21 protein-coding genes are annotated in these 20227 nt (G+C 73.2%); 5 read left to right on the forward strand and 16 right to left on the reverse strand.

All coding sequences use genetic code 11. The features are described from left to right. The first annotated feature begins 245 nt into the window (after nt 1–245). Entirely contained in the window at nt 246–1583 is a 1338-nt protein-coding gene (locus ACIGW2_RS30520) for a UDP-glucose dehydrogenase family protein (RefSeq protein WP_391654557.1), read from the forward strand. Between the two features lie 111 nt (nt 1584–1694). On the opposite strand, the gene ACIGW2_RS30525 is transcribed toward ACIGW2_RS30520, so the two are convergent. From ACIGW2_RS30525 to ACIGW2_RS30540, 4 genes are all read right to left on the reverse strand, one after another. Continuing rightward, complete coding sequence (locus ACIGW2_RS30525; RefSeq protein WP_361585552.1) at nt 1695–2624, reverse strand: membrane dipeptidase; 930 nt, start codon at nt 2622–2624, stop codon at nt 1695–1697. A gap of 171 nt (nt 2625–2795) precedes the next feature. After that, on the reverse strand, nt 2796–3992 hold the full coding sequence (locus tag ACIGW2_RS30530; protein ID WP_399847177.1) for a dipeptidase: 1197 nt from the start codon (nt 3990–3992) through the stop codon (nt 2796–2798). Then, nucleotides 3989–4486: a 5-(carboxyamino)imidazole ribonucleotide mutase gene (gene purE, locus ACIGW2_RS30535; protein ID WP_356067542.1), complete on the reverse strand. Its 498-nt coding sequence runs from the start codon at nt 4484–4486 to the stop codon at nt 3989–3991. The genes ACIGW2_RS30530 and purE overlap by 4 nt, the downstream gene beginning before the upstream one ends. A 34-nt stretch (nt 4487–4520) precedes the next feature. Beyond that, nucleotides 4521–5660 (reverse strand): 5-(carboxyamino)imidazole ribonucleotide synthase, encoded by a 1140-nt coding sequence (locus ACIGW2_RS30540; RefSeq protein ID WP_361585557.1) that lies wholly within the window; start codon nt 5658–5660, stop codon nt 4521–4523. A gap of 188 nt (nt 5661–5848) precedes the next feature. Here ACIGW2_RS30540 and ACIGW2_RS30545 point away from each other — a divergent pair, with 188 nt between their 5' ends. Further along, nucleotides 5849–6364: a GtrA family protein gene (locus tag ACIGW2_RS30545; protein WP_391654559.1), complete on the forward strand. Its 516-nt coding sequence runs from the start codon at nt 5849–5851 to the stop codon at nt 6362–6364. Nucleotides 6365–6386: 22 nt separating this feature from the next. Here the strand turns inward: ACIGW2_RS30545 and ACIGW2_RS30550 are convergent, their stop codons facing one another. Together ACIGW2_RS30550 and ACIGW2_RS30555 are read right to left on the reverse strand one after the other, a co-directional pair. After that, nucleotides 6387–7658 (reverse strand): ATP-binding protein, encoded by a 1272-nt coding sequence (locus ACIGW2_RS30550; protein ID WP_391654560.1) that lies wholly within the window; start codon nt 7656–7658, stop codon nt 6387–6389. A gap of 37 nt (nt 7659–7695) precedes the next feature. Continuing rightward, the gene (locus tag ACIGW2_RS30555) at nt 7696–8373 is read right to left on the reverse strand and encodes a response regulator transcription factor (RefSeq protein ID WP_356067522.1); all 678 of its coding nucleotides are present in this window, start codon (nt 8371–8373) and stop codon (nt 7696–7698) included. 436 nt (nt 8374–8809) lie between these two features. Between ACIGW2_RS30555 and ACIGW2_RS30560 the strand changes: the two genes are divergently transcribed. Continuing rightward, nucleotides 8810–10330, forward strand: coding sequence for an oligopeptide:H+ symporter (locus tag ACIGW2_RS30560; protein WP_356067521.1), 1521 nt, complete (start codon nt 8810–8812; stop codon nt 10328–10330). Nucleotides 10331–10418: 88 nt separating this feature from the next. On the opposite strand, the gene ACIGW2_RS30565 is transcribed toward ACIGW2_RS30560, so the two are convergent. The 6 genes from ACIGW2_RS30565 to ACIGW2_RS30590 form a co-directional block, all read right to left on the reverse strand. Then, nucleotides 10419–11762, reverse strand: coding sequence for a hypothetical protein (locus tag ACIGW2_RS30565; protein WP_399847572.1), 1344 nt, complete (start codon nt 11760–11762; stop codon nt 10419–10421). 50 nt (nt 11763–11812) lie between these two features. Beyond that, nucleotides 11813–12871, reverse strand: a complete 1059-nt coding sequence (locus ACIGW2_RS30570) for a hypothetical protein (RefSeq protein WP_391654562.1) — start codon at nt 12869–12871, stop codon at nt 11813–11815. Beyond that, on the reverse strand, nt 12868–13734 hold the full coding sequence (locus ACIGW2_RS30575; protein ID WP_399847178.1) for a hypothetical protein: 867 nt from the start codon (nt 13732–13734) through the stop codon (nt 12868–12870). The genes ACIGW2_RS30570 and ACIGW2_RS30575 overlap by 4 nt, the downstream gene beginning before the upstream one ends. Before the next feature lie 8 nt (nt 13735–13742). After that, entirely contained in the window at nt 13743–14441 is a 699-nt protein-coding gene (locus ACIGW2_RS30580) for a peptidase (protein WP_399847179.1), read from the reverse strand. 136 nt (nt 14442–14577) lie between these two features. Beyond that, nucleotides 14578–15009, reverse strand: a complete 432-nt coding sequence (locus tag ACIGW2_RS30585; RefSeq protein WP_391654566.1) for an ATP-binding protein — start codon at nt 15007–15009, stop codon at nt 14578–14580. A gap of 103 nt (nt 15010–15112) precedes the next feature. Continuing rightward, a complete protein-coding gene (locus ACIGW2_RS30590; protein ID WP_356067513.1) occupies nt 15113–15484 on the reverse strand; it encodes an STAS domain-containing protein in 372 nt (123 codons plus the stop codon). Between the two features lie 186 nt (nt 15485–15670). Between ACIGW2_RS30590 and ACIGW2_RS30595 the strand changes: the two genes are divergently transcribed. Then, nucleotides 15671–16525 carry an RNA polymerase sigma factor SigF gene (locus ACIGW2_RS30595; RefSeq protein ID WP_361585584.1) on the forward strand — a complete coding sequence of 285 codons (855 nt, stop codon included), beginning with the start codon at nt 15671–15673 and terminating at the stop codon, nt 16523–16525. Between the two features lie 21 nt (nt 16526–16546). Here the strand turns inward: ACIGW2_RS30595 and ACIGW2_RS30600 are convergent, their stop codons facing one another. Beyond that, nucleotides 16547–17089, reverse strand: a complete 543-nt coding sequence (locus ACIGW2_RS30600; RefSeq protein WP_391654567.1) for a hypothetical protein — start codon at nt 17087–17089, stop codon at nt 16547–16549. 140 nt (nt 17090–17229) lie between these two features. Here ACIGW2_RS30600 and ACIGW2_RS30605 point away from each other — a divergent pair, with 140 nt between their 5' ends. Beyond that, nucleotides 17230–17544, forward strand: coding sequence for a hypothetical protein (locus tag ACIGW2_RS30605; RefSeq protein WP_399847181.1), 315 nt, complete (start codon nt 17230–17232; stop codon nt 17542–17544). Nucleotides 17545–17559: 15 nt separating this feature from the next. On the opposite strand, the gene ACIGW2_RS30610 is transcribed toward ACIGW2_RS30605, so the two are convergent. From ACIGW2_RS30610 to hutI, 3 genes are read right to left on the reverse strand one after another with little or no spacing between them, the layout of a single operon-like run. Beyond that, a complete protein-coding gene (locus ACIGW2_RS30610; protein WP_399847183.1) occupies nt 17560–18279 on the reverse strand; it encodes a hypothetical protein in 720 nt (239 codons plus the stop codon). Next, nucleotides 18276–18944 (reverse strand): VOC family protein, encoded by a 669-nt coding sequence (locus tag ACIGW2_RS30615; RefSeq protein WP_391654571.1) that lies wholly within the window; start codon nt 18942–18944, stop codon nt 18276–18278. The genes ACIGW2_RS30610 and ACIGW2_RS30615 overlap by 4 nt, the downstream gene beginning before the upstream one ends. A 23-nt stretch (nt 18945–18967) precedes the next feature. Next, nucleotides 18968–20212, reverse strand: coding sequence for an imidazolonepropionase (hutI, locus tag ACIGW2_RS30620; RefSeq protein ID WP_391654572.1), 1245 nt, complete (start codon nt 20210–20212; stop codon nt 18968–18970). Nucleotides 20213–20227 lie beyond the last annotated feature (15 nt).

Here is a 20227-nt window from a genome sequence, read left to right on the forward strand (position 1 = left end):
ACCGCCGCGGCGAACGGCGCGATCTTCGCCTCCGCCAGCGCACGGACCGTCTCCCGGAGCATCTCGTGCTCCTCCGACGGACGATACAGATCGAAATCAGCCGAACCGGCCACCGTCATTCACTCCCACGCGTGCTAACTACCGTTAAGTAACTCAAAGGGTAGGGCGAGACCGGGCCGCGATCCAGGGCCCGACTATGCTCGGGCTGGCAATTCGCCCGACCTCGACTCCTCACTGGAGACCGCATGGCCCTCAAGATCACCGTGATCGGCACCGGCTACCTCGGCGCCACGCACGCCGCGGCCATGGCGGAGCTCGGATTCGAGGTGCTCGGGCTCGACGTGGTGCCCGAGAAGGTGGAGACGCTGGCCGCCGGGCGGGTCCCGATGTACGAGCCGGGCCTGGAGGAGCTGCTGGCGCGGCACGTCGCCGGGATCGAGGGCTCCAGCGGGCGGCTGCGCTTCACCACCTCCTGGGAGGAGGTCGGCGCCTTCGGCGACGTGCACTTCGTCTGTGTGAACACCCCGCAGAAGCACGGCGAGTACGCCTGCGACATGAGCTACGTGAACGCCGCCTTCGCCTCCCTCGCCGGGGTCGTACGGGACGGGGCCCTGGTCGTCGGCAAGTCGACCGTGCCGGTCGGCTCGGCCGAGCGGCTCGCCGGCGTGCTGCCGGAGGGCGTGGACCTGGCCTGGAACCCGGAGTTCCTGCGCGAGGGCTTCGCCGTCCAGGACACCCTGCACCCGGACCGGATCGTGGTCGGCACGGCCGAGGGCGCGCGCGGCGAGCGGGCCGAGAAGCTGCTGCGCGAGGTGTACGCGGTGCCGGTGGCGGAGGGCTCGCCGTTCGTGGTGACCGACTATCCGACCGCCGAGCTGGTGAAGACCTCCGCCAACTCCTTCCTCGCCACCAAGATCTCCTTCATCAACGCGATGGCGGAGGTGTGCGAGGCGGCCGGCGGCGACGTGGCCAAGCTGGCCGAGGCGATCGGGCACGACGAGCGGATCGGCAGCAAGTTCCTGCGGGCCGGCATCGGCTTCGGCGGCGGCTGCCTGCCCAAGGACATCCGGGCCTTCATGGCGCGCGCCGGCGAGCTGGGCGCGGACCAGGCGCTGACCTTCCTGCGCGAGATCGACTCGATCAACATGCGGCGCCGCGCGTCCATGGTGGAGATGGCCCGCGAGGCGCTGGGCGGCGGCTTCCTCGGCAAGCGGGTCGCGGTGCTCGGCGCGACCTTCAAGCCCGACTCGGACGACGTCCGCGACTCGCCCGCGCTGAACGTGGCCGGCCAGATCCACCTCCAGGGCGGCCAGGTCACCGTCTACGACCCCAAGGGCATGGACAACGCCCGGCGCCTGTTCCCGACGCTCGGGTACGCCGAGTCCGCGCTCGACGCGGTGCGCGGCGCGGACGTGGTGCTGCACCTGACCGAGTGGCGGGAGTTCCGCGAGGCGCTCGACCCGGCGGAGCTGGCCGCGGTCGTGTCGTCCGCCGTCATCCTCGACGGCCGCAACGCACTGGACGGGGCGCGCTGGCGCGAGGCCGGGTGGACCTACCGGGCGATGGGCCGTCCGCGCGCCTGACGGCGTCCCGACGACGACGGCCGAGGGGCCCGGTGCCGTGCGACACGGCTCCGGGCCCCTCGGTGTCTCCCGTGACGGTTCTCCGTCACGGCTCTCCGTCACGGCTCTCCGTCACGCGGCCTTCAGCCGGGTCACCCGGGAGCGGAACTCCGTCTCCCGCAGCGCGCGCGTGATGTTGCCGTGCGCGAGGGCCACCAGGTCCGGGGCCTGCCAGTCGCGGCGCAGGAGCTCCGCGAAGAGCGGGACGTAGCCGGTGGACGGGCTGGTCGGGTGGGAGATGCCCAGCGACCGGGGGCCCGCGAGGGCGCGGAGCCGGTCCAGGGCGTCGGCGGTCGCCGCGGCGTCCGGGGTGACCGGGATCATGCAGACGCCGTCCTTCTCGCCGAGCAGGCGCAGCACGTCGTCCGGCAGGACGTCCGGGTCGGCCTCGGTGAGCAGGACCGGGGCCCGGCTCACCGCGAGGGTCTGGCGGACGGTGTCGTGGTCGGCGCCGGCCAGGTCGACCGCCAGGCCGAGCCGGTTCATCTCCCGGACCGCCTCGCGGGCGAAGCGGTCGTAGCGGGTGAGGCTCACCGCCCGTACGCCGAGCGCGTGGTACGCCCGCAGGGTGGCGGGCGAGCCGCCGACGGCCGCCCAGCTCACCGGGCCGAGGACGACGGCGACCCGGCCGCAGTTGCGGGCGTGCTCCATCTCCGAGGTGGTGTGGGCGAGGCGCAGGTCCTCGGGGCAGGCCGCCACGAGGGCGCGGACCGCGTCGATCCGGCGCAGGGTGCCGAGGACGCCGTCGTCGGCGTCCACGCGCAGGGACCAGAGCTGTGCTCCCGCCTCCGCGGCCCGTTCCGGGGGAAGGTCCTCCGGGTCCGGGTCGGTGACGCGCGGCGGTTCCGTGTGCCCCTCGACGACCGGCTGCGCGGCGAGCAGCGCGCGGGCCCGGGTCGACTCGTCGAGGGGCCGGGGATGTTCGGGGGGATCGGCGTCGCCCGCCGAGGCGGCGTGGGCGACGGTGAAGGTGGTGGTGGGATCGTCCAGCAGATCTGCCATGGGTGACTCAACTCCGTACTACTGAGGCAGTACGGCAACCGTGCCACCGGCCCCGCCGCCGGGCGCGGCGGACTGGGCCGTCCGGGGGACGGCGGCCCGGGACGCGCGAAGGCCCCCGCCGGGGCGGGGGCCTCACTGACGGGCCGTCACTTCACCGGTGCCGTCCGGTGGTTACGCGTCGAAGCCGGCGATCGTCGCGATCGACGGGCCCCGCAGCGCCTGCTGCTCGCGCGCCACCGCCTCGGCGTCGCGCAGCACCCGCACCGCGTTGGACCAGGTCAGCTTCGTGAGGTCGGCGTGCGACCAGCCGCGCACGAGGAGCTCCGCGACCAGGTTCGGATAGCCGGCGACGTCGTCCAGGCCGGCCGGGGTGAAGGCCGTGCCGTCGTAGTCGCCGCCGATGCCGATGTGGTCGATGCCGGCGACCTCGCGCATGTGGTCGAGGTGGTCGGCGACCGTGGCCGCCGTGGCGACCGGGCGCGGGTGGTCGGCCTCGAAGGCGCGGTGGACGGCCATCGCCTCCGGGGTGGTGGCCAGGTGGTGCAGGCCGTGGGCGCGCATGTTCTCGTCGGCGCGGGCCGTCCACTCCACCGCGGCGGGCAGGATGAACTTCGGCACGAAGGTCGCCATCGCCACGCCGCCGTTGGCGGGCAGCCGCTCCAGGATCGCGTCCGGGACGTTGCGCGGGTGGTCGCAGACCGCGCGGGACGAGGAGTGCGAGAAGATCACCGGCGCGACGCTGGTGTCCAGGGCGTCCCGCATCGTCGACTCGGCGACGTGCGAGAGGTCCACGAGCATGCCGCAGCGGTTCATCTCGCGGACGACCTCGCGGCCGAAGGCGGTGAGGCCGTCGTGCCGCGGCTCGTCGGTGGCCGAGTCCGCCCAGTCGTTGTTCTCGTTGTGGGTGAGCGTCATGTAGCGCACGCCCAGGGCGTACAGGGCGCGCAGGGTGGCCAGCGAGTTGTTGATCGAGTGGCCGCCCTCGGCGCCCTTGAGGGACGCGATCCGGCCCTGCTCGCGGGCCGCCTCCATGTCGGCGGCGGTCCGCGCGGGCGCGAGGTCCGTCGCGTACCGCTCGACCAGCCGGTCGACGGCGTCGATCTGCTCCAGGGTGGCGCTGACCGCGTGGTCGCCGGCCAGCCGGCCCGGCACGTACACCGACCAGAACTGCGCGCCGACCCCGCCGGCGCGCAGCCGGGCGAGGTCGGTGTGCAGGGAGGCCGAGCGGTCGCCGGCGATGTCCAGCGCGTCCAGATCGTAGCCGCACTGCTCGCGCAGCGCCCACGGCAGGTCGTTGTGCCCGTCGACCACCGGGGCGGCGGCGAGCAGTTCCCTGGCCTCGGCCAGCCGCTCCGCCGCCGCGCTCACTGGGCGAACCCGAAGGAGCCCGAGCCCTCGACCTTCTGCCGCAGCCGCTTGCCCTTCTCGGTCGCCTGGTCGTTGAGCTCCTGCTGGAACTCCCGCATGCGGGCGAGCACGTCGGGGTCCTGCGCGGCGATGATCCGGGCGGCGAGCAGGCCCGCGTTGCGCGCGCCGCCGACCGAGACGGTGGCGACCGGGACGCCGGCCGGCATCTGCACGATGGACAGCAGCGAGTCCATGCCGTCGAGGTACTTGAGCGGCACGGGGACGCCGATCACCGGCAGCGGGGTGACCGAGGCGAGCATGCCCGGCAGGTGGGCCGCGCCGCCGGCGCCCGCGATGATCGCCTTGAGACCGCGGTCGGCGGCCTCCTCGCCGTACGCGATCATCTCGCGCGGCATGCGGTGCGCGGACAGGACGTTGACCTCGTACGCGATCTCGAACTCGTCCAGGGCCTGGGCGGCGGCCTCCATGACGGACCAGTCCGAGTCGGAGCCCATGGCGATGCCGATGAGCGGGGTGGCAGCGGCCGGATTACTCAACGATCGTTCCTCGCAGGTAGTCGGCGGCGTGACGGGCGCGCTCCAGCACGTCGTCCAGGTCGTCGCCGTAGGTGTTGACGTGGCCCACCTTGCGGCCCGGCTTCACGTCCTTGCCGTACATGTGGATCTTGAGCTGCGGGTCCCGGGCCATGCAGTGCAGGTACCCCTGGTACATGTCCGGGTAGTCGCCGCCCAGAACATTGCACATCACGGTCCACTTCGCGCGCGGGCGCGGGTCGCCCAGCGGAAGGTCGAGGACCGCCCGGACGTGGTTGGCGAACTGCGAGGTGACCGCGCCGTCCTGGGTCCAGTGGCCGGAGTTGTGCGGGCGCATGGCGAGCTCGTTGACGAGGATCCGCCCGTCACGGGTCTCGAAGAGCTCGACCGCCAGGTGGCCGACCACGTCGAGCTCCTTGGCGATCCGCAGCGCCAGCTCCTGGGCCTGCCCGGCCAGCTCGTCGGAGAGGTCCGGCGCGGGCGCGATCACGGTGTCGCAGACGCCGTCGACCTGACGGGACTCGACCACCGGATAGGCCACCGCCTGGCCGTGCGGGGAGCGGACGATGTTCGCGGCGAGCTCGCGCGCGAAGTCGACCTTCTCCTCGGCGAGCACGGGCACGCCGGCCTTGAAGGCGTCGTGGGCGTCCGCCTCGGAGCGCACGAACCACACCCCCTTGCCGTCGTAGCCGCCGCGCACGGTCTTGAGGATGATCGGGAAGCCCCCGCCCTCGGCGGCGAAGGCCGCCGCGTCGGCCGGGTCGGCCACGATGCGGTGCCGCGGGCTGGGCGCGCCGATCTCGTCGAGCCGCGCCCGCATCACCCCCTTGTCCTGGGCGTGCGCGAGGGCCGCGCGGCCCGGACGGACGACGACGCCGTCCGCCTCCAGGGCCGCGAGGTGCTCCGCGGGCACGTGCTCGTGGTCGAAGGTGATCACGTCACAGCCCCGCGCGAAGTCACGCAGCGTGTCCAGGTCGCGATAGTCGCCGAGGACGACCTCGCTCACCACCTGGGCCGCCGAGTCCTGCGGGGTGTCACTGAGGAGCTTGAACTGGATGCCGAGCGGGATGCCAGCCTCGTGCGTCATACGAGCGAGCTGACCGCCGCCGACCATGCCGACTACCGGGAACGTCACCCTCTTAGGGTATCCGCACAAGTTCCGGAGCCTCGTCCGGCTGTGCTTTGTCACAGCAGGGGTGGGCTCGCACACGGATCGCGCACAAGCCGGGCGTGCGCCGTGGGTGCTGGTTAGCATGGCTGGGTTGACGCCGATCCGGCGTCGGCCGGAACGCTTCCGGAACCGGACAGGACTGAGCCATCACGATGAGTGAACCCGGCGCGCTGCGCATGCGAGTGGACCGGCTCGTCCGCGAGGTCGCCAAATTCGGCGTGGTCGGCGGACTGGGCGTCCTGGTGAACCTGGGCGTCTTCAACCTGGTGCGCCACGTCACCGAGCTTCCGGTGGTGCGGGCGAGCATCATCGCCACCGTCGTGGCGATCCTCTTCAACTACGTGGGGTTCCGCTACTTCACGTACCGCGACCGCGACAAGTCCGGGCGCACGAAGGAACTGGTGCTGTTCCTGCTGTTCAGCGTCGTCGGCATGGTGATCGAGAACGGCGTGCTCTACACGGCGACCTACGGCTTCGGCTGGGACACCCCGCTGCAGAGCAACTTCTTCAAGTTCTTCGGCATCGGCGTCGCGACCCTGTTCCGCTTCTGGTCGTACCGCACCTGGGTGTTCCGGGCGCTGCCGGCGAAGGAGGCGGTGCACGCCGCCGAATCGTTCCTGGAGCAGGCGCCGCGCCAGGCCGGCCGCAAGCAGCCCGACCGGGTCTGAGCCCGGGCGGAGCCGCGGCGCCTCAGCGGACCGGGCGCTCCTGCTCCCGTTCCGTACGGCCCCTGACCTCCCGGCTCAGGAAGAGCGCGAAGACCGGCGGCTGCTGCTGGAGCAGCTCCAGGCGTCCGCCGTCCGCCTCCGCGAGGTCCCGGGCGACGGCCAGGCCGATGCCGGTGGAGGAGCGGCCGCTGACCGCCCGCTCGAAGATCCGCGCCCCGAGGTCCGCGGGCACGCCCGGCCCCTCGTCGGTGACCTCGATCACCGACTGGTTGCCGGTGACGCGGGTGCGCAGGGCGACGGTGCCGCCGCCGTGCATGAGCGAGTTCTCGATCAGCGCCGCCAGGACCTGGGCGACCGCGCCGGGGGTGCCGACGGCCCGCATGCCCTGCTTGCCGGAGTGCACGATGGCCCGGCCCGCGCTGCGGTAGGCCGGCCGCCACTCCTCGATCTGCTGCTTGATGACCTCGTCGAGGTCGAAGGCGACCGCGGAGCCGGTGCGCGGGTCGCGCGAGTTGGTGAGCAGCCGCTCCACGACGTCGGTGAGCCGCTCCACCTGGGTCAGCGCGATCGTCGCCTCCTCCCGGACCGTCTCCAGGTCGCCGGCGACGGCGACCTCCTCCAGGCGCATGGACAGCGCCGTCAGCGGCGTACGGAGCTGGTGGGAGGCGTCGGCGGCGAGCCGGCGCTCGGCGGTGAGCATCCGCGCGATCCGCTCGGCGGAGGCGTCCAGGACGTCCGCGACCCGGTCGAGCTCGGGCACCCCGTAGCGCTTGTGGCGGGGCCGCGGGTCGCCGGAGCCGAGCCGCTCGGCGGTCTCGGCGAGGTCGGTCAGGGGCGAGGCCAGCTTGTTGGCCTGGCGCACGGCGAGCAGCACCGCGGCCGCGACGCACAGCAGCGCCACGGCCAGGATGATCAGCAGGGTGCGGCGCACCTCGGCCATGACGACCGAGCGGGCCTCCTCGACGACCACGGTCTCGCCGCGCTCGCCCTCGGCGAAGCCGCTGATGACGCTGCCGCCGGGCGGGGAGCCGATCTCGATGGGCGCGCGGCCCGGGATGCGGATGACCGCGTACCGCCGGCCGCCGCTCTGGTCGGCCAGGATGTCCGGGTTGACCGGCTCGCCGCCGATCAGCCGGCTGTCGACGATGGAGGCGATCCGCACGGCCTCCGTGTCCACCCGTTCCTGGGCGCCGGCGGAGACCGTGCGGGTCTCCACGATCAGCAGGGAGCCGCCGAAGACGGCGATGACGACGAGCACCACGGCGAGCGTGGAGTTGATCAGACGGCGGCGCACGGGAGGGGATCAGCTCTTCTCGACTGGCTCTGAGCGGCTAGCTCTTCTCGAAGCGGAAGCCCACGCCGCGGACGGTGGAGATGTAGCGCGGATTGGCCGCGTCGTCGCCGAGCTTCTTGCGCAGCCAGGAGATGTGCATGTCCAGGGTCTTGGTGGAGGACCACCAGGTGGTGTCCCAGACCTCGCGCATCAACTGGTCGCGGGTGACCACCCGGCCCGCGTCGCGGACCAGGACCCGCAGCAGGTCGAACTCCTTGGCGGTGAGCTGGAGCTCCTCGTCGCCCATCCAGGCGCGGTGCGACTCGACGTCGATCCGCACGCCGTGGGTGGTGGGGGCGGCGGCCGGTTCGGCGGAGCCGCGCCGCAGCAGGGCCCGGACCCGGGCGAGCAGCTCGGCGAGCCGGAAGGGCTTCGTCACGTAGTCGTCGGCGCCGGCGTCCAGGCCGACCACCGTGTCGACCTCGTCGGCCCGGGCGGTGAGCACCAGGATCGGCACCGTGTGCCCGTCGGCGCGCAGCCGGCGGGCGACCTCCAGGCCGTCCATGCCGGGCAGGCCCAGGTCGAGCACGACCAGGTCCACGCCGCCCTGGAGTCCGGCGTCGAGCGCGCTGGGGCCGTCCTCCCGGACCTCGACCTCGTACCCCTCTCTCCGCAGGGCGCGGGCCAGCGGTTCCGAGATGGAGGCGTCGTCCTCGGCGAGCAGTACACGGGTCATGAGGTGATGGTAGTCCGCGCCGGGACGGTGCCGGGGCGTGATCGGCGGGGGCGGGGGGCCGTCACCGGACCCCCATTGGATCTTGAGTCGTAACTTGCTCATGACCTTGGAATGAACGAGGTTGGTTCCACGGACGCCTGTGATCCATCTCTCAAGTCCTTCCATATCCGGCAGTGTCGTGCCGTATGGTGTCGAGAGTTCTGTAGCGGTAAACGGGGACCTTTGGCCGGGTTGGTGAGCCAAGGGTCTCTTTTCTGCACGAGGCGGCCGTCGGCAGCCTTGAGGACGGTGAATGACCTGTGGGCCGGGTCCTGGTGCGACGTCGCACCGGGGCGTGGATCCCGGAGGGGCGCGACCGCGCTCCCCCCGGTGCCGGCCTCCCCCACCGGGCGCCTCCCGCTCACGAAGCGCGCGTCCCGACAGAGCAAGGATCGACATGGCGTCGAGCATGACGACGGCTTCTTCCGGAACCTCCGGTTCCGAGAAGACCTTCTTCGGCCACCCCCGGGGTCTGGCCACCCTCTTCATGACCGAGATGTGGGAGCGCTTCTCCTACTACGGCATGCGGGCCCTTCTGGTCCTCTACCTGGTCTCCGGCGGCGCCGACGCCGCGACGGGCAGCCAGGGCGGCGGCCTCGCCATGACGGCGGCCACGGCCACGGCGATCTACTCCGTGTACGTGTCGATGGTCTACCTCATGGCCATGCCCGGCGGCTGGTTCGGCGACCGCGTCTGGGGCGCCCGCAAGACGGTCGCCATCGCCGGCTTCGTGATCATGGCGGGCCACGCCTCGCTCGCGATCCCGGGCCAGGCGGCCTTCTTCGCCGGTCTCGCGCTCGTCGCCGCCGGCTCCGGTCTGCTCAAGGCCAACATCTCCACGATGGTGGGCCACCTCTACGACGGCCCGGACGACCCGCGCCGTGACGGTGGCTTCACGCTCTTCTACATCGGCATCAACCTGGGTGCCTTCGTCGCGCCCTTCGTCGTCGGCACCGTCGGCGAGAAGGTCAACTGGCACCTCGGCTTCGCGCTCGCCGCGGTCGGCATGGGCATCGGCCTGCTGCAGTTCCTGCTCGGCACCAAGCACCTCAGCGCCAAGAGCGACGTGGTCCCGAACCCGCTCTCGCCGGTCGAGCGCAAGAACGTCCTGGTCAAGGTCTCCGTGGTGCTCGTCGCCGCCGCCGTCTTCTACGGCGCGGTCATCGCCCTCGGCATGTACACCCTGAACTGGGCGCTGGTCCCGATCACCCTCGCCGGTCTGATCATCCCGGTCGCCGTCCTGGTCCGCATCAAGCGCGACAAGGACCTCGACAAGACCGAGCAGTCGAAGATGACCGCGTACATCTGGTTCTTCGTCGCCGCCGCCGTCTTCTGGATGATCTACGACCAGGGTGGTTCGACCCTGTCGCTGTTCGCCGACGACAAGACCGCCGACACCGTCTTCGGCCTCGGCTTCCCGGCCACCTGGTACCAGTCCCTGAACCCGCTGTTCGTCATGGCGCTGGCCCCGGTCTTCGCCTGGCTGTGGCTGTGGCTCGCCCGCAAGAACCAGGAGCCGAACACCATCGTGAAGTTCGCGATGGGCCTGGTCCTGGTCGGCGCGTCCTTCTTCGTCTTCATCGTCCCGATGAACATGGCGGGCGACGGCACCAAGGTCTCCCCGATGTGGCTGGTCTCGATCTACATGATCCAGACCATCGGCGAGCTGTGCCTCTCCCCGGTCGGCCTCTCCGTCACCACGAAGATGGCGCCGCAGAAGTACGCCTCCCAGATGATGGGCGTCTGGTTCCTCGCCGTCACCGCCGGTGACTGCACCACGGGTCTGCTCTCGCTGGCCGGTGTGGACCTGAACGGCACCGGGATCATCGGCATGCAGGCGGCCCTCGCCGTCCTCGCCGGATTCGCCGTGTGGGCCTACCGCAAGAAGGTCCAGTCGCTCATGGGCTCCGTCCACTGACGTCGCCCCCGGCACACGCCGTACGGCTCTGAGGGCCGCCGCACCGGAATCGGTGCGGCGGCCCTCCGCCGTTTCGCGCTCCGCCGGCTCAGCGGCGCAGCCGCGCCCACGGGGTGAACGTGAACACCGCGCCGCCGAGCAGGATCACCGTGCCCGCGACCAGGGCGAGGGCACGCAGGGCGCCGCCGTCCTCGGCGCCGGTGTCGGCGAGCCCGCCACCGCCCGAGCCGGAGCCGGACGCGGTGGTCGCACCGCCGTCACCGCTGCCGCCGGACGCGCCACCGGCCTGCTTCTCGGTGTCCAGGGTCAGCGAGGCCCGCACCGAGCCCTTGACCTCGCAGGGGATGACGATCGGCGAGCCGCCGAGGGACACGCTGATGGTCAGCTTGCCGGGGCTCAGGGTGGCCTTGCCGCTCGCGCCGGGCTTGTAGGTGCCGGTCATGTCGGTGAGGTCGACCGGCTTCCCGGCCTCCAGGGGCTCGGGGTTGGGCGCGCCGGTGACGGTGACCGTGCCGCTGTCGGCGCCGCCGATCCGCACCGCCATGGAGGGCTTGAGGGCGCCCTTGGGGAGGGCGGCCGGGCTGTTCATGACGCCCTTGGCGGTCTTGACGGTGAGGTCGTAGGAGCCGCCGTTCTTCTTGGCGTCGACGGTCACCTTGGAGCTGATGGACGCCGGGCCGGGGGCCTGGCAGGCGAAGGCGACGGAGACCTCCTTGCCGGGGAAGTCGGTCTGCCCGCCGGAGCCGCCGGTGCCGCCGGACGCGGTGGTGCCGCCGGAGGTCGAGCCTCCTGCCGCGGTGCCGCCGGAGGTGGTCGTACCGCCGGAAGACGTCGTGCCGCCGCTGGTGGTCGTACCGCCGGAAGACGTCGTGCCACCGCTCGTCGTCGTGCCACCGGAGGACGTCGTACCGCCGGAACTCGTACCGCCGCCCGCCGTCACCTTGATCGTGGCGCCGACCGCGACCGTCTCCTTCGGGGAGCACTTGGTGTCGGTGGACATCGGCTTGGAGACGTTGATCGTGTACTTGTCGGGCGTCAGCGTGATCTCGCCCGCCTTCTCCAGTTTCAGCCTGCCCTTCATGTCCGGCAGGACCATCGGGCTGTTCTTCGGGATCGGCGGGTTCTGTCGCGGCCCCTCCACGGCCAGGGTGCCGCTCGCCGCGCCGCCGACCTTGATCACGCCGGTGGGCTTCACCGTGTCCTTGTCGAGGTCGAGGACGTCCGGGTTCTTGGACGCGGCCTCGACCGTCTTCCAGACCACCTCGACCTCGTCGCCGACCTTGGCCTCGGCGGGCGCGGTGATCAGCACCTTCGTGGTGCCCTGCACCGGCGGCAGGCCGGAGATGGAGGGCGGGATGCACTCGGTCCGGTACGAGACCTCCGCCGCCATGGCGGGTGCGGCGGTCAGCAGGATCCCCGCCCCGCCGAGCATCAGCGCGACGCCCGTCGCACCGATCCTCCGTGTCGTCGTGCGTGTCGTCCTCACGCCTGTCCCTTCGTCGTCGGGCTGGTCTCTGACGGTGCGGAGTCAGGGGTGAACCACGGCAGGATCGCCGTGGATTCGGATGCGGATGCGGATGGGGATGCGGATACGGGGGCGGAGGCGGGGGTCGGGGCGTGTGCGGGGGTACGGCCACGGGCCCGGCGGCCGCCGAGCGGCGGGCGGACGCGGTCCACGACCGCCATGCCGATGCGGAAGAGGGCGGCCGGCACGACCAGCGCGAGCAGGACCCAGAACAGGGTCACGCCCCAGGGGCGGCCGACGCCCCAGGGCTGTTCGACCAGGACCGTGCCGCCGTGCCGCACGGACACCTGGTAGTCGCCGTGCGCGCCGGCGGTCAGCTCGACGGGCAGCCTCACCAGGGCCTTGCGGCCCGGTTCGATCGTGCCGCGCCACTGGCGCTCCTCGTACTGCGGCGCGAACACCCCGTGGCTGGTGCCGACCTCGAACACGGGGTCCTTGACCGGCGTCTGGCCGAGGTTGCCGAGGGTCACGACGATCTCGCGCCGGGCCGGGGCACCGAACCACACGAGGACCCCGCTGGAGCCCTCCAGACGGGCCGAGGCGAGCACCGCGAGCCGGGGCCGGCCGGCGGACTCGGGCAGCGGGGCGGTGGGGTGGCCGGCGACGGTGAAGGCGACGTCCGCGGTGTCCTGCTGTCCGGTCACCCCGGCCACGTGCACGACGCAGGGGCAGGGCACGGGCGGTTCGGCGACCGGGAGCTTCGTGCTGAACGCGCCCCGGGCGTCGACCGTGGCGGCGCGTCCGTCGGTGTTGGCGCAGGAGTTGGTGCCGCCGACGACGCCCCTGCCGGGTTCGGCCCGGCCGCAGACCAGCAGCATGAGCAGCGCGCCCGGTTTCCAGCCGGAGCCGCTGACGGTGATCTCGCCGCCCTTGCCGCCCTCGGTCCGCGAGAGCGCGACCCGCGGCCCCTCGGCGGCGGTGGCCGGGCCGGTCGGGGCGGCGTCGGCCGTGGCCGGCAGCAGGGCCAGCAGCAGCGCGGCGAGCAGCCCGCCCGCCGCCGTCCGCAGATGCGTCATCGTCTCCTCCGTCGTAGCGCGTACGCGGTCGTGCCGGCCGCCGCGAGGAGGGCGGCCGCCAGGGCGCCGACGCCCGCCGGTGAGGCGAAGGAGGCGTCCGCGCGGGCGGTCGCGGGGGCCGCGCCGGGGGCGGCGGCCGTCAGGCGCACGGTGACCGCGTCGAGCGCGGGCGGGTCGGGCCAGGGGGCGGTGCGGGTGAGCCGCTCACCGGGGCGCAGCCGCACCGGCAGGGCCTCCTCCGGGCGGTCCAGGACGGTGCCGAAGAGGCCCTCGGCGCGCACGGCCAGGCGCGGGGCGAGGACGGTGTTGCCGCGGTTGACCAGGGTGTAGCGGAGGGTGCCGGAGCGTTCCACGCGCACGTCCTCGACGGTGAGCGCGGCGAGCCGGGGCCCGCTCACCCGCAGGTGGAGCGGGACGGTGGCGGCGCGCCCGGCGGCCTCGGCGCGGACCGCGCCGCGGTGCTCGCCGGGCGGGGTGTCGGCGGTGACGGTGACGGCGAAGGGCACGTCGGCGCGGGTGCGGCCGGGCACGGTCACGCTGCGCGTGGCGAAGGCGAGGGCGAGGGGCGTGCCGGTGCCGGTGAGGGTGACGGTGAGCGGGCGCGGGCCGGGGTTCGTGACGGACAGGGTGTCCTCAAGGACGCTCCCGGCGGCGCCCTCCAGGTAGACGTACGGGCGGCCGGCGGCGGGCGCGGCGGTCCAGCCGGGGGTCGGCGCCGCGGGGACGGCCGGGGCCGCCAGGGCCGCCGGGGCCGCCGCGAGCAGGGTGGCGGCGGTGAGCGCGGCGCCCGCGAGGGCCCGTACCGCTGCCCGTACCCCTGCCGGGAGCCGTACCTCCGCCCGGGCCCGTACCCCTGCCCGCACCCCCCGCATCAACGTGCCGTGTGCCGGGCCGTGCGCCGGGTGAGCCAGAGCACGCCGGCCGCGCCGGTGAGGAGCACGGTGCCGCCGAGGGTGCCGAGGGCGGCGGCGGAGTCGAGCGGGCCGGTCTTGGGGAGCTCGCCGCCGGAGCCCGTACCGCCGGAGGGACCGCCCCCGGAGCCCCCCGCACCACTGGAGCCGCCGGAGCCGCCGGCCGCGGTCACGTCCAGCTCCAGGGCGGGCTTGGGGCTGTTGGTGGGCTTGCAGGTGGCGGCGTCCATGCCGAGCGCGTGGACGACGAGGGTGCCGGCCGTGAAGGTGACCCTGCCGCTCTTCCTCGGGGTGTACGTGCCCGTCAACTGCCCGATCTTGATGGGGGTGTTGGGCGGGATCGCGACGGCGTTCGGCACGCCCTTGACCTGCACCGTGCCGCTGTCGGCGCCACCGACGACCAGCTCGGCGCGCGGGGTCATGACCCCTTTGGGCAGCTCGACCGGGCTGTCCGAGACGCCCTTCTCGAAGGACATCGTGATCGTGTAGGCGTTCCCGCTCTTCACCGCCTTGATGTCGACGGGCGAGACGGCGCTCTTGGGCCCGATCTTCGTCTCGCAGGCGTAGTCGACGTCCACGACGGTGGCGTGGGCGGCGGGCGCGGAGAGCAGCACGGCCGAGCCGGCCACCGCCACCGTCGCCGTCAGCGCACGGGCCACTCTTCTCCGGTTCGGCACGTTCGGCACCTCAAGCACCCCTCACCGCACTCACCGCAGCATTGCTGACGGTTCATCAGATCGGCCGTCAAGGTACGCCCGGGGCCCTGCGGAGGGAAGAGAGAGCGCTGTGAAAGTCCTATGCGGGGGCGGCCAGTTCGGCCCAGACCGTCTTGCCCGGGGCTCCCGGGACCCGGTCGATGCCCCAGGCGCGGCAGAGCCGCTGCACGATGAACATCCCGTGGCCGCCGGGGCGGCCGGCGCGGTGCGGGGTGCGCGGGGCGGGCTGACCGGCGCCGCGGTCGGCGACCTCCAGACGCAGCACGCCGCCGAGGCGGAGCACGCGCAGGCTCTCCGGACCCTCGGCGTGCAGGCAGGCGTTGGTGACCAGCTCGGAGACGACGAGGAGGACGTCCTCGGCGGCGGCCCGGCGGTCGGCGGTGGCGGCGGGCAGCCAGCCCCACTCGTGGAGCAGCTGCCTCGTGAAGTCGCGGGCGAGCGGGACGGTGCCACTGGCCGACCCGAGGGCGAGGGTGCGGACCTCGGGGTCGCCGGAGGCGGTCTCCTTCAACGCTTCACCTCACCGATACCGATTCAACCGATTGACGAGTTCAGGACAGGGGGCCGGGCGGGCCGGGGCCGGTCCGCCCGGCGCGGGGCGGCGGCCCGGCCGCTCAGCGGGGATCCGGGAGGGCGGTGTCGAGGGTGTCGTGGAGGGTGAACACGGCGTCCGCCCCGGTGATCTCGAAGACCCGCGCCACGGCCGGCCGCATTCCGGCCAGATGGACCCCGCCGCCGGCGGCGTCGGCTCTCAGCCGGGCGCCGAGCAGGACGTTGAGTCCGGTGGAGTCGCAGAACTCGAGGCGTGAGCAGTCGAGTACGAGGCGTGTGCGGCCCTCGTCGAGCGCGTGGTCGAGTGGCGCACGCAACAGTTCGGCGGTGTGGTGATCGAGCTCACCCACCGGGGTGAGCACCTCGCTCGCCCCCACGGTCCGGACCTCGACCCGAAACCGCTCGGGTGCGCTGCCGATGTGCTGGCGGTACATGCGTCGAACCATACAAGCGCACCGGCGTGCACCGCACACAAGCTCCACCCCGAAACAGCCCAAAGCAGACAATTGCCACTTGCAACCATCGGGGTCGAGCAGGTAGGGCTAGTAAGGACCACGTTTCCCACGGCCGGCTTCGGAGGCGCCGCAAACCGCACGCGAGACCACGATGGAGGAGACCCCATGTCCCCCCGCCTCGACGTACCCCTCGTACCCCTCGAGGTGTCGGAAGGCGCGGACCCCACGCGCATGCCGCCCCTCGACGAGATCGCGCCGCAGGACGCGCGCGCCCTCTCGAAGAACCTGTTCGCCCGGCTGGGCGAGCTGGAGGAGGGCACCCACGAGTACGCGTACGTCCGCAACACCCTGATCGAACTCAACCTGGCGCTGGTGAAGTTCGCCGCCTCTCGGTTCCGCACCCGCAGCGAACCGATGGAGGACATCGTGCAGGTCGGCACGATCGGCCTCATCAAGGCGATCGACCGCTTCGAACTGACCCGGGGCGTCGAGTTCCCCACCTTCGCGATGCCGACGATCATCGGCGAGATCAAGCGCTTCTTCCGCGACACCTCGTGGTCGGTGCACGTCCCGCGCAGGCTCCAGGAGCTCCGCCTCGACCTGGCCAAGGCCGGCGACGAACTCTCCCAGCGCCTGGACCGGGCGCCCACCGTCGAGGAGCTGGCCCGTGAACTGGGCATCGGCACCGACGAGGTGGTCGAGGGCATGGCCGCGGCCAACGCGTACACCGCGAGCTCGCTGGACGCCCCGCAGGAGGAGTCCGACCCCGACGGTTCGACCCTCGCCGACCGGCTCGGCTACGAGGACCACGGCCTGGAGGGCATCGAGTACGTCGAGTCCCTCAAGCCGCTGATCGCCTCGCTGCCGCCGCGCGAGCGGCGCATCCTGTCGCTGCGCTTCACGGCCGGGCTGACGCAGTCGGAGATCGGCGAGGAGCTGGGCATCTCGCAGATGCACGTGTCGCGGCTGCTCGCGCGGACGCTGGCGCGGCTGCGCCGGGGGCTGACCGCGGAGGAGTGAGGCCGCCGGCCGCTGGCCGCCCTACCAGCCGGTCCGGGCCTCGCCGAGGAGCCGGCAGCCGGCGCGGGCGGCGAGGTGCCGGACGCGGTCGGGCGGGCAGCGCTTGTCGACGTGCAGGAAGACGGTGTGCGTGCCCGCGGGCCGCGCCGCGTCCGGCTCGACCTCGTCGGAGCGGAAGGACACCTGCACGCCGTCGTACTGCGCGGCCCCGTCCGCGCCGGGCCAGCGCCCCCGCCAGCCGATCACCGCCGGGTCCTGACCGACGGCCTCCAGGAACGGCAACTCCGCGTCGGCGGGCGCCTCTTCCTCGAACACCCACACCGGCAGCGCCCCCGCGCGCCCGCCCTCCGCCCACGGGTCGTACGCCTCCCCGTCGGCCCCCTCGAACAGCGCCCCCGGCACCACCCCGGCCACCTCCCGCACCCGCCCCGGCTCCCCCACCAGCGCCTCCAGCCAGCGCCCGTCCCGCACCTCCTCCAGCCCACGGCACAGCTCCCGCGCCCGCGCGTACGCGGCGTCGGCGTCATCACTCCGGAAAACGGGATAGGCCCGTGCGTGCCCCATGCGGAAACCCTCGCACGCGAAGGCCCCCGATGCGGTTGCATATCCGTGTGCCCACCCCCGCCACCACCCGCGCCACCGGCCCGACCGGCTTCCGGTAGCCCGCCAGGACAGCCCTGGCGGTCGCTCCCGGAGGAGTCCCCGTGTCGCGCACCGCCCACCACGTCCCACCCGCCCACGCCGCACGGCCCGAGCGCCCCGGCGCGCCCTGGCACGCGGTCCTGCTCCACGACCCGCGCCGCGGCACCCGCCGCTCCGTCGCGTTCTTCTCCTTCCCCCGCCACCAGCACGACCCCACGGTCGCCCGCCTGTCAGCCACCGGGGAACGCCGCGCCCGCGCCCGCCTGCGCACGGCCCTCACCGCCGCCGTCCGCCTGGCGAACACCACCCCGCAGGACCGCGACACCCTCGACGTCCCGCCCTGCCGCCACCGCCGCTCGGCACTGTGGCTGGCGTGAGCGCGGGGGCCTGCCTCACTGCGGGCGCATCAGGTCCAGGTCCTCGCCCCAGGCGTCCAGGACCGCGCCGTGGCCGGCGGTGCGGGCGGTGGACTCGACGCGGGCGAAGAGGGTGCGCTGGGCGGCCGGGGTCGGGGTGGCGGCGAGGCTGGTCAGGGTGGGGAGGAGGGTCGCCGTGGGCCAGTCCGGGAGGGGGTGACGGGTCAGCTCCCACTCCAGGTACTTGTTGTACGGGCGGGGGCGGCGGGCCAGGGTGAAGAGGAGGTCCAGGAGGTGGGAGAGGCTGTCCGTGGCGTCCAGGCGGGCGGCCAGCGCGTGGCCGTGCCGGGCGTTCTTCAGGGAGCGGTAGTGGGAGTTGGCGTAGGCGTCGAGGAAGTCCGGGGCGAGCCGGGCTGACTCCGCCTCCGTGAGGACCGCCTTGGCCGCCAGGATCGCGGCGATCTCCCCGTCCAGCCGGTCCAGGACCACCCGCGCCCGGGCGAGCGCGTAGCGCTCGAAGCCCGGCATGCCCAGCGCCCGGAAGGCGCTCAACGAGACGATCACCAGGTCGAGTTCGGGTGTGCGGTGGCCCGCGAAGCGGCCGAGGTCGCTCGTCGCGCCGTCGGCGAGGACGACGTAGAGGTCGTGGTCCGAGTGGGCCGTGGGCATGCCCTCGTGGGCCTGGGAGCCCTTGAGGACGAGGCCCACGACCGCCGGGTCGGCCGCCGCGAGGCGGACGAACTCCCCGTACCTCACAGCGTCCCCACGCACGCCTCGTTGCCCTCCGGGTCCGCCAGGACCCAGTGGGACGGGGCGTGTTCGGCGGTGACGAGGCGGCCGCCGGCCGCGAGGGCGGCGGCGATGCGGGACTCGGCCTGGTCGTGGGGGACCCAGACGTCGACGTGGACGCGGTTGCGCTGGGGGCGCGGGGTGGTCATCCGCTGGAAGTAGAAGGCGGCGTTGCGGCGGCCGGGGTCGACCAGGTCCTCCGGGCTGCCCGCGCGGTGGACGTAGCCGAGGAGGGCGTGCCAGAAGGGGGTGACGGCGGGGATGTCGAGGGCGTCGAGGGTGACCTGGACGCCGGTGAGGGCCGAGGGGTCGGCGGTCAGGCCGAGTTCGGCGGCCAGCGCCGAGATCCGCCGGGCCAGTTCGGGGTCGCCCTCGGTCAGCCCGTACAGCTCGTCGGTGAGGGTGATCAGGCGGACCGTCACGCCGTCCGGCCGCAGGTCCACGTCCGGCGCGCGGTCCGCGGAGCCGGGCAGCGCGGCGAGCGCGGCCACGAAGGCGGCGCCCTCGGCGAAGGTGCCGGTGCGGTAGTGCGCACAGGCTCCCTCGCCCAGGACCCGCCAGTCGTCCAGGCCGGGCTCCTCGCGGAAGGCGGCCGGCCTGATCTTCTTCGGAGGTGTGGGAGTGGTCGTCATGGGGGCCCAAACTAGCCGCGCCCTCAGACGGTCCGCACACCCTTTCGCCAGACCTCCGCGACCAGCGGCACTCCCGGCCGGTAGGCCAGGTGCACGTGGGAGGGGGCGTCCAGGACGATCAGGTCGGCGCGGGCGCCGGGGGAGAGCCGGCCCACGTCCGTGCGGCGGAGCGCCGCCGCGCCGCCGGCGGTCGCGGACCAGAGCGCCTCGTCGGGGGTCATCAGCATGTCGCGGACGGCGAGCGCGATGCAGAAGGGCATCGAGGAGGTGAAGGACGAGCCGGGGTTGCAGTCCGTGGACAGCGCGACCGTCACGCCCACGTCGAGCAGCCGCCGCGCGTCCGGCCACTCCGCGCGCGTGGAGAACTCCGCGCCGGGCAGCAGCGTCGCCACCGTGTTGCCCTGGGCGAGCGCGTCGATGTCGGCGTCGGTGAGGTGGGTGCAGTGGTCGGCGCTCGCCGCGTCCAGCTCGACCGCGAGCTGCACGCCGGGGCCGTACGTCAGCTGGTTGGCGTGCACCCGGGCCTGCAGGCCCTTCGCCTGGCCGGCCTTGAGGATCGCGCGGGCCTGGTCGCCGTCGAAGGCGCCCTTCTCGCAGAACACGTCGACCCAGCGGGCGTACGGCGCGCAGGCGTCCAGCATCGCGCCGGTCACCAGCTTCACGTACCCGGCGGGGTCGTCGGCGTAGTCGGGGGACACGATGTGCGCGCCGAGGTAGGTGACCTCGTCGGTGTGCTCGGCGGCGATCCGCAGGGCGCGGGCCTCGTCCTCGACGGTGAGGCCGTAGCCGGACTTGGTCTCGAAGGTGGTGGTGCCCTGGCGCAGCGCCTCCCACATGTAGCGGGCGACGTTGGCGGAGAGTTCGGCGTCGGTGGCGGCGCGGGTCGCGGCGACGGTGGTGCGGATGCCGCCGGCCTTGTAGGGCTGGCCGGACATCCGGGCGTTGAACTCGGCGGTGCGGTCGCCCGCGAAGACCAGGTGGGAGTGGGAGTCGACGAAGCCGGGGACGACGGCCCGGCCGCCGGCGTCGGCCCGGTTGTCAGTGGCGGGTGCTTTGCTGGATTCACCGACCCAGACGACGCGGTCGCCCTCGATGACGACGGCCGCGTCCTGGATCAGTCCGAGTGCCGAACCATCACCGAGGGAGGGGTCGTTGGTGACGAGACTTGCGATGTTCGTGATGACGGTGGCGGTCGTCGCCACGGCGCTGTTCGCGCTCGTGGGGGCGGGGTTCGCCACCGGGTTGTTCGTCGCCGCGGGGCCGTTCATGGTGAGAGGTGTCTC

Origin of the sequence: Streptomyces sp. NPDC053541 (genome assembly GCF_044544705.1) — a bacterium.
Lineage (GTDB): Bacteria > Actinomycetota > Actinomycetes > Streptomycetales > Streptomycetaceae > Streptomyces.

What these genes read in the sequence shown, in the direction of transcription:
- ACIGW2_RS30520 (WP_391654557.1), top strand. Translation starts at nt 246, where the DNA reads ATGGCCCTCAAGATCACCGTGATCGGCACCGGCTACCTCGGCGCCACG.
- ACIGW2_RS30615 (WP_391654571.1), bottom strand. Translation starts at nt 18,944, where the DNA reads ATGACGACCACTCCCACACCTCCGAAGAAGATCAGGCCGGCCGCCTTC.
- purE (WP_356067542.1), bottom strand. Translation starts at nt 4,486, where the DNA reads ATGGGCTCCGACTCGGACTGGTCCGTCATGGAGGCCGCCGCCCAGGCC.
- ACIGW2_RS30595 (WP_361585584.1), top strand. Translation starts at nt 15,671, where the DNA reads ATGTCCCCCCGCCTCGACGTACCCCTCGTACCCCTCGAGGTGTCGGAA.
- ACIGW2_RS30545 (WP_391654559.1), top strand. Translation starts at nt 5,849, where the DNA reads ATGAGTGAACCCGGCGCGCTGCGCATGCGAGTGGACCGGCTCGTCCGC.
- hutI (WP_391654572.1), bottom strand. Translation starts at nt 20,212, where the DNA reads ATGAACGGCCCCGCGGCGACGAACAACCCGGTGGCGAACCCCGCCCCC.
- ACIGW2_RS30555 (WP_356067522.1), bottom strand. Translation starts at nt 8,373, where the DNA reads ATGACCCGTGTACTGCTCGCCGAGGACGACGCCTCCATCTCGGAACCG.
- ACIGW2_RS30590 (WP_356067513.1), bottom strand. Translation starts at nt 15,484, where the DNA reads ATGTACCGCCAGCACATCGGCAGCGCACCCGAGCGGTTTCGGGTCGAG.
- ACIGW2_RS30570 (WP_391654562.1), bottom strand. Translation starts at nt 12,871, where the DNA reads ATGACGCATCTGCGGACGGCGGCGGGCGGGCTGCTCGCCGCGCTGCTG.
- ACIGW2_RS30600 (WP_391654567.1), bottom strand. Translation starts at nt 17,089, where the DNA reads ATGGGGCACGCACGGGCCTATCCCGTTTTCCGGAGTGATGACGCCGAC.
- ACIGW2_RS30560 (WP_356067521.1), top strand. Translation starts at nt 8,810, where the DNA reads ATGGCGTCGAGCATGACGACGGCTTCTTCCGGAACCTCCGGTTCCGAG.
- ACIGW2_RS30525 (WP_361585552.1), bottom strand. Translation starts at nt 2,624, where the DNA reads ATGGCAGATCTGCTGGACGATCCCACCACCACCTTCACCGTCGCCCAC.
- ACIGW2_RS30565 (WP_399847572.1), bottom strand. Translation starts at nt 11,762, where the DNA reads ATGCTCGGCGGGGCGGGGATCCTGCTGACCGCCGCACCCGCCATGGCG.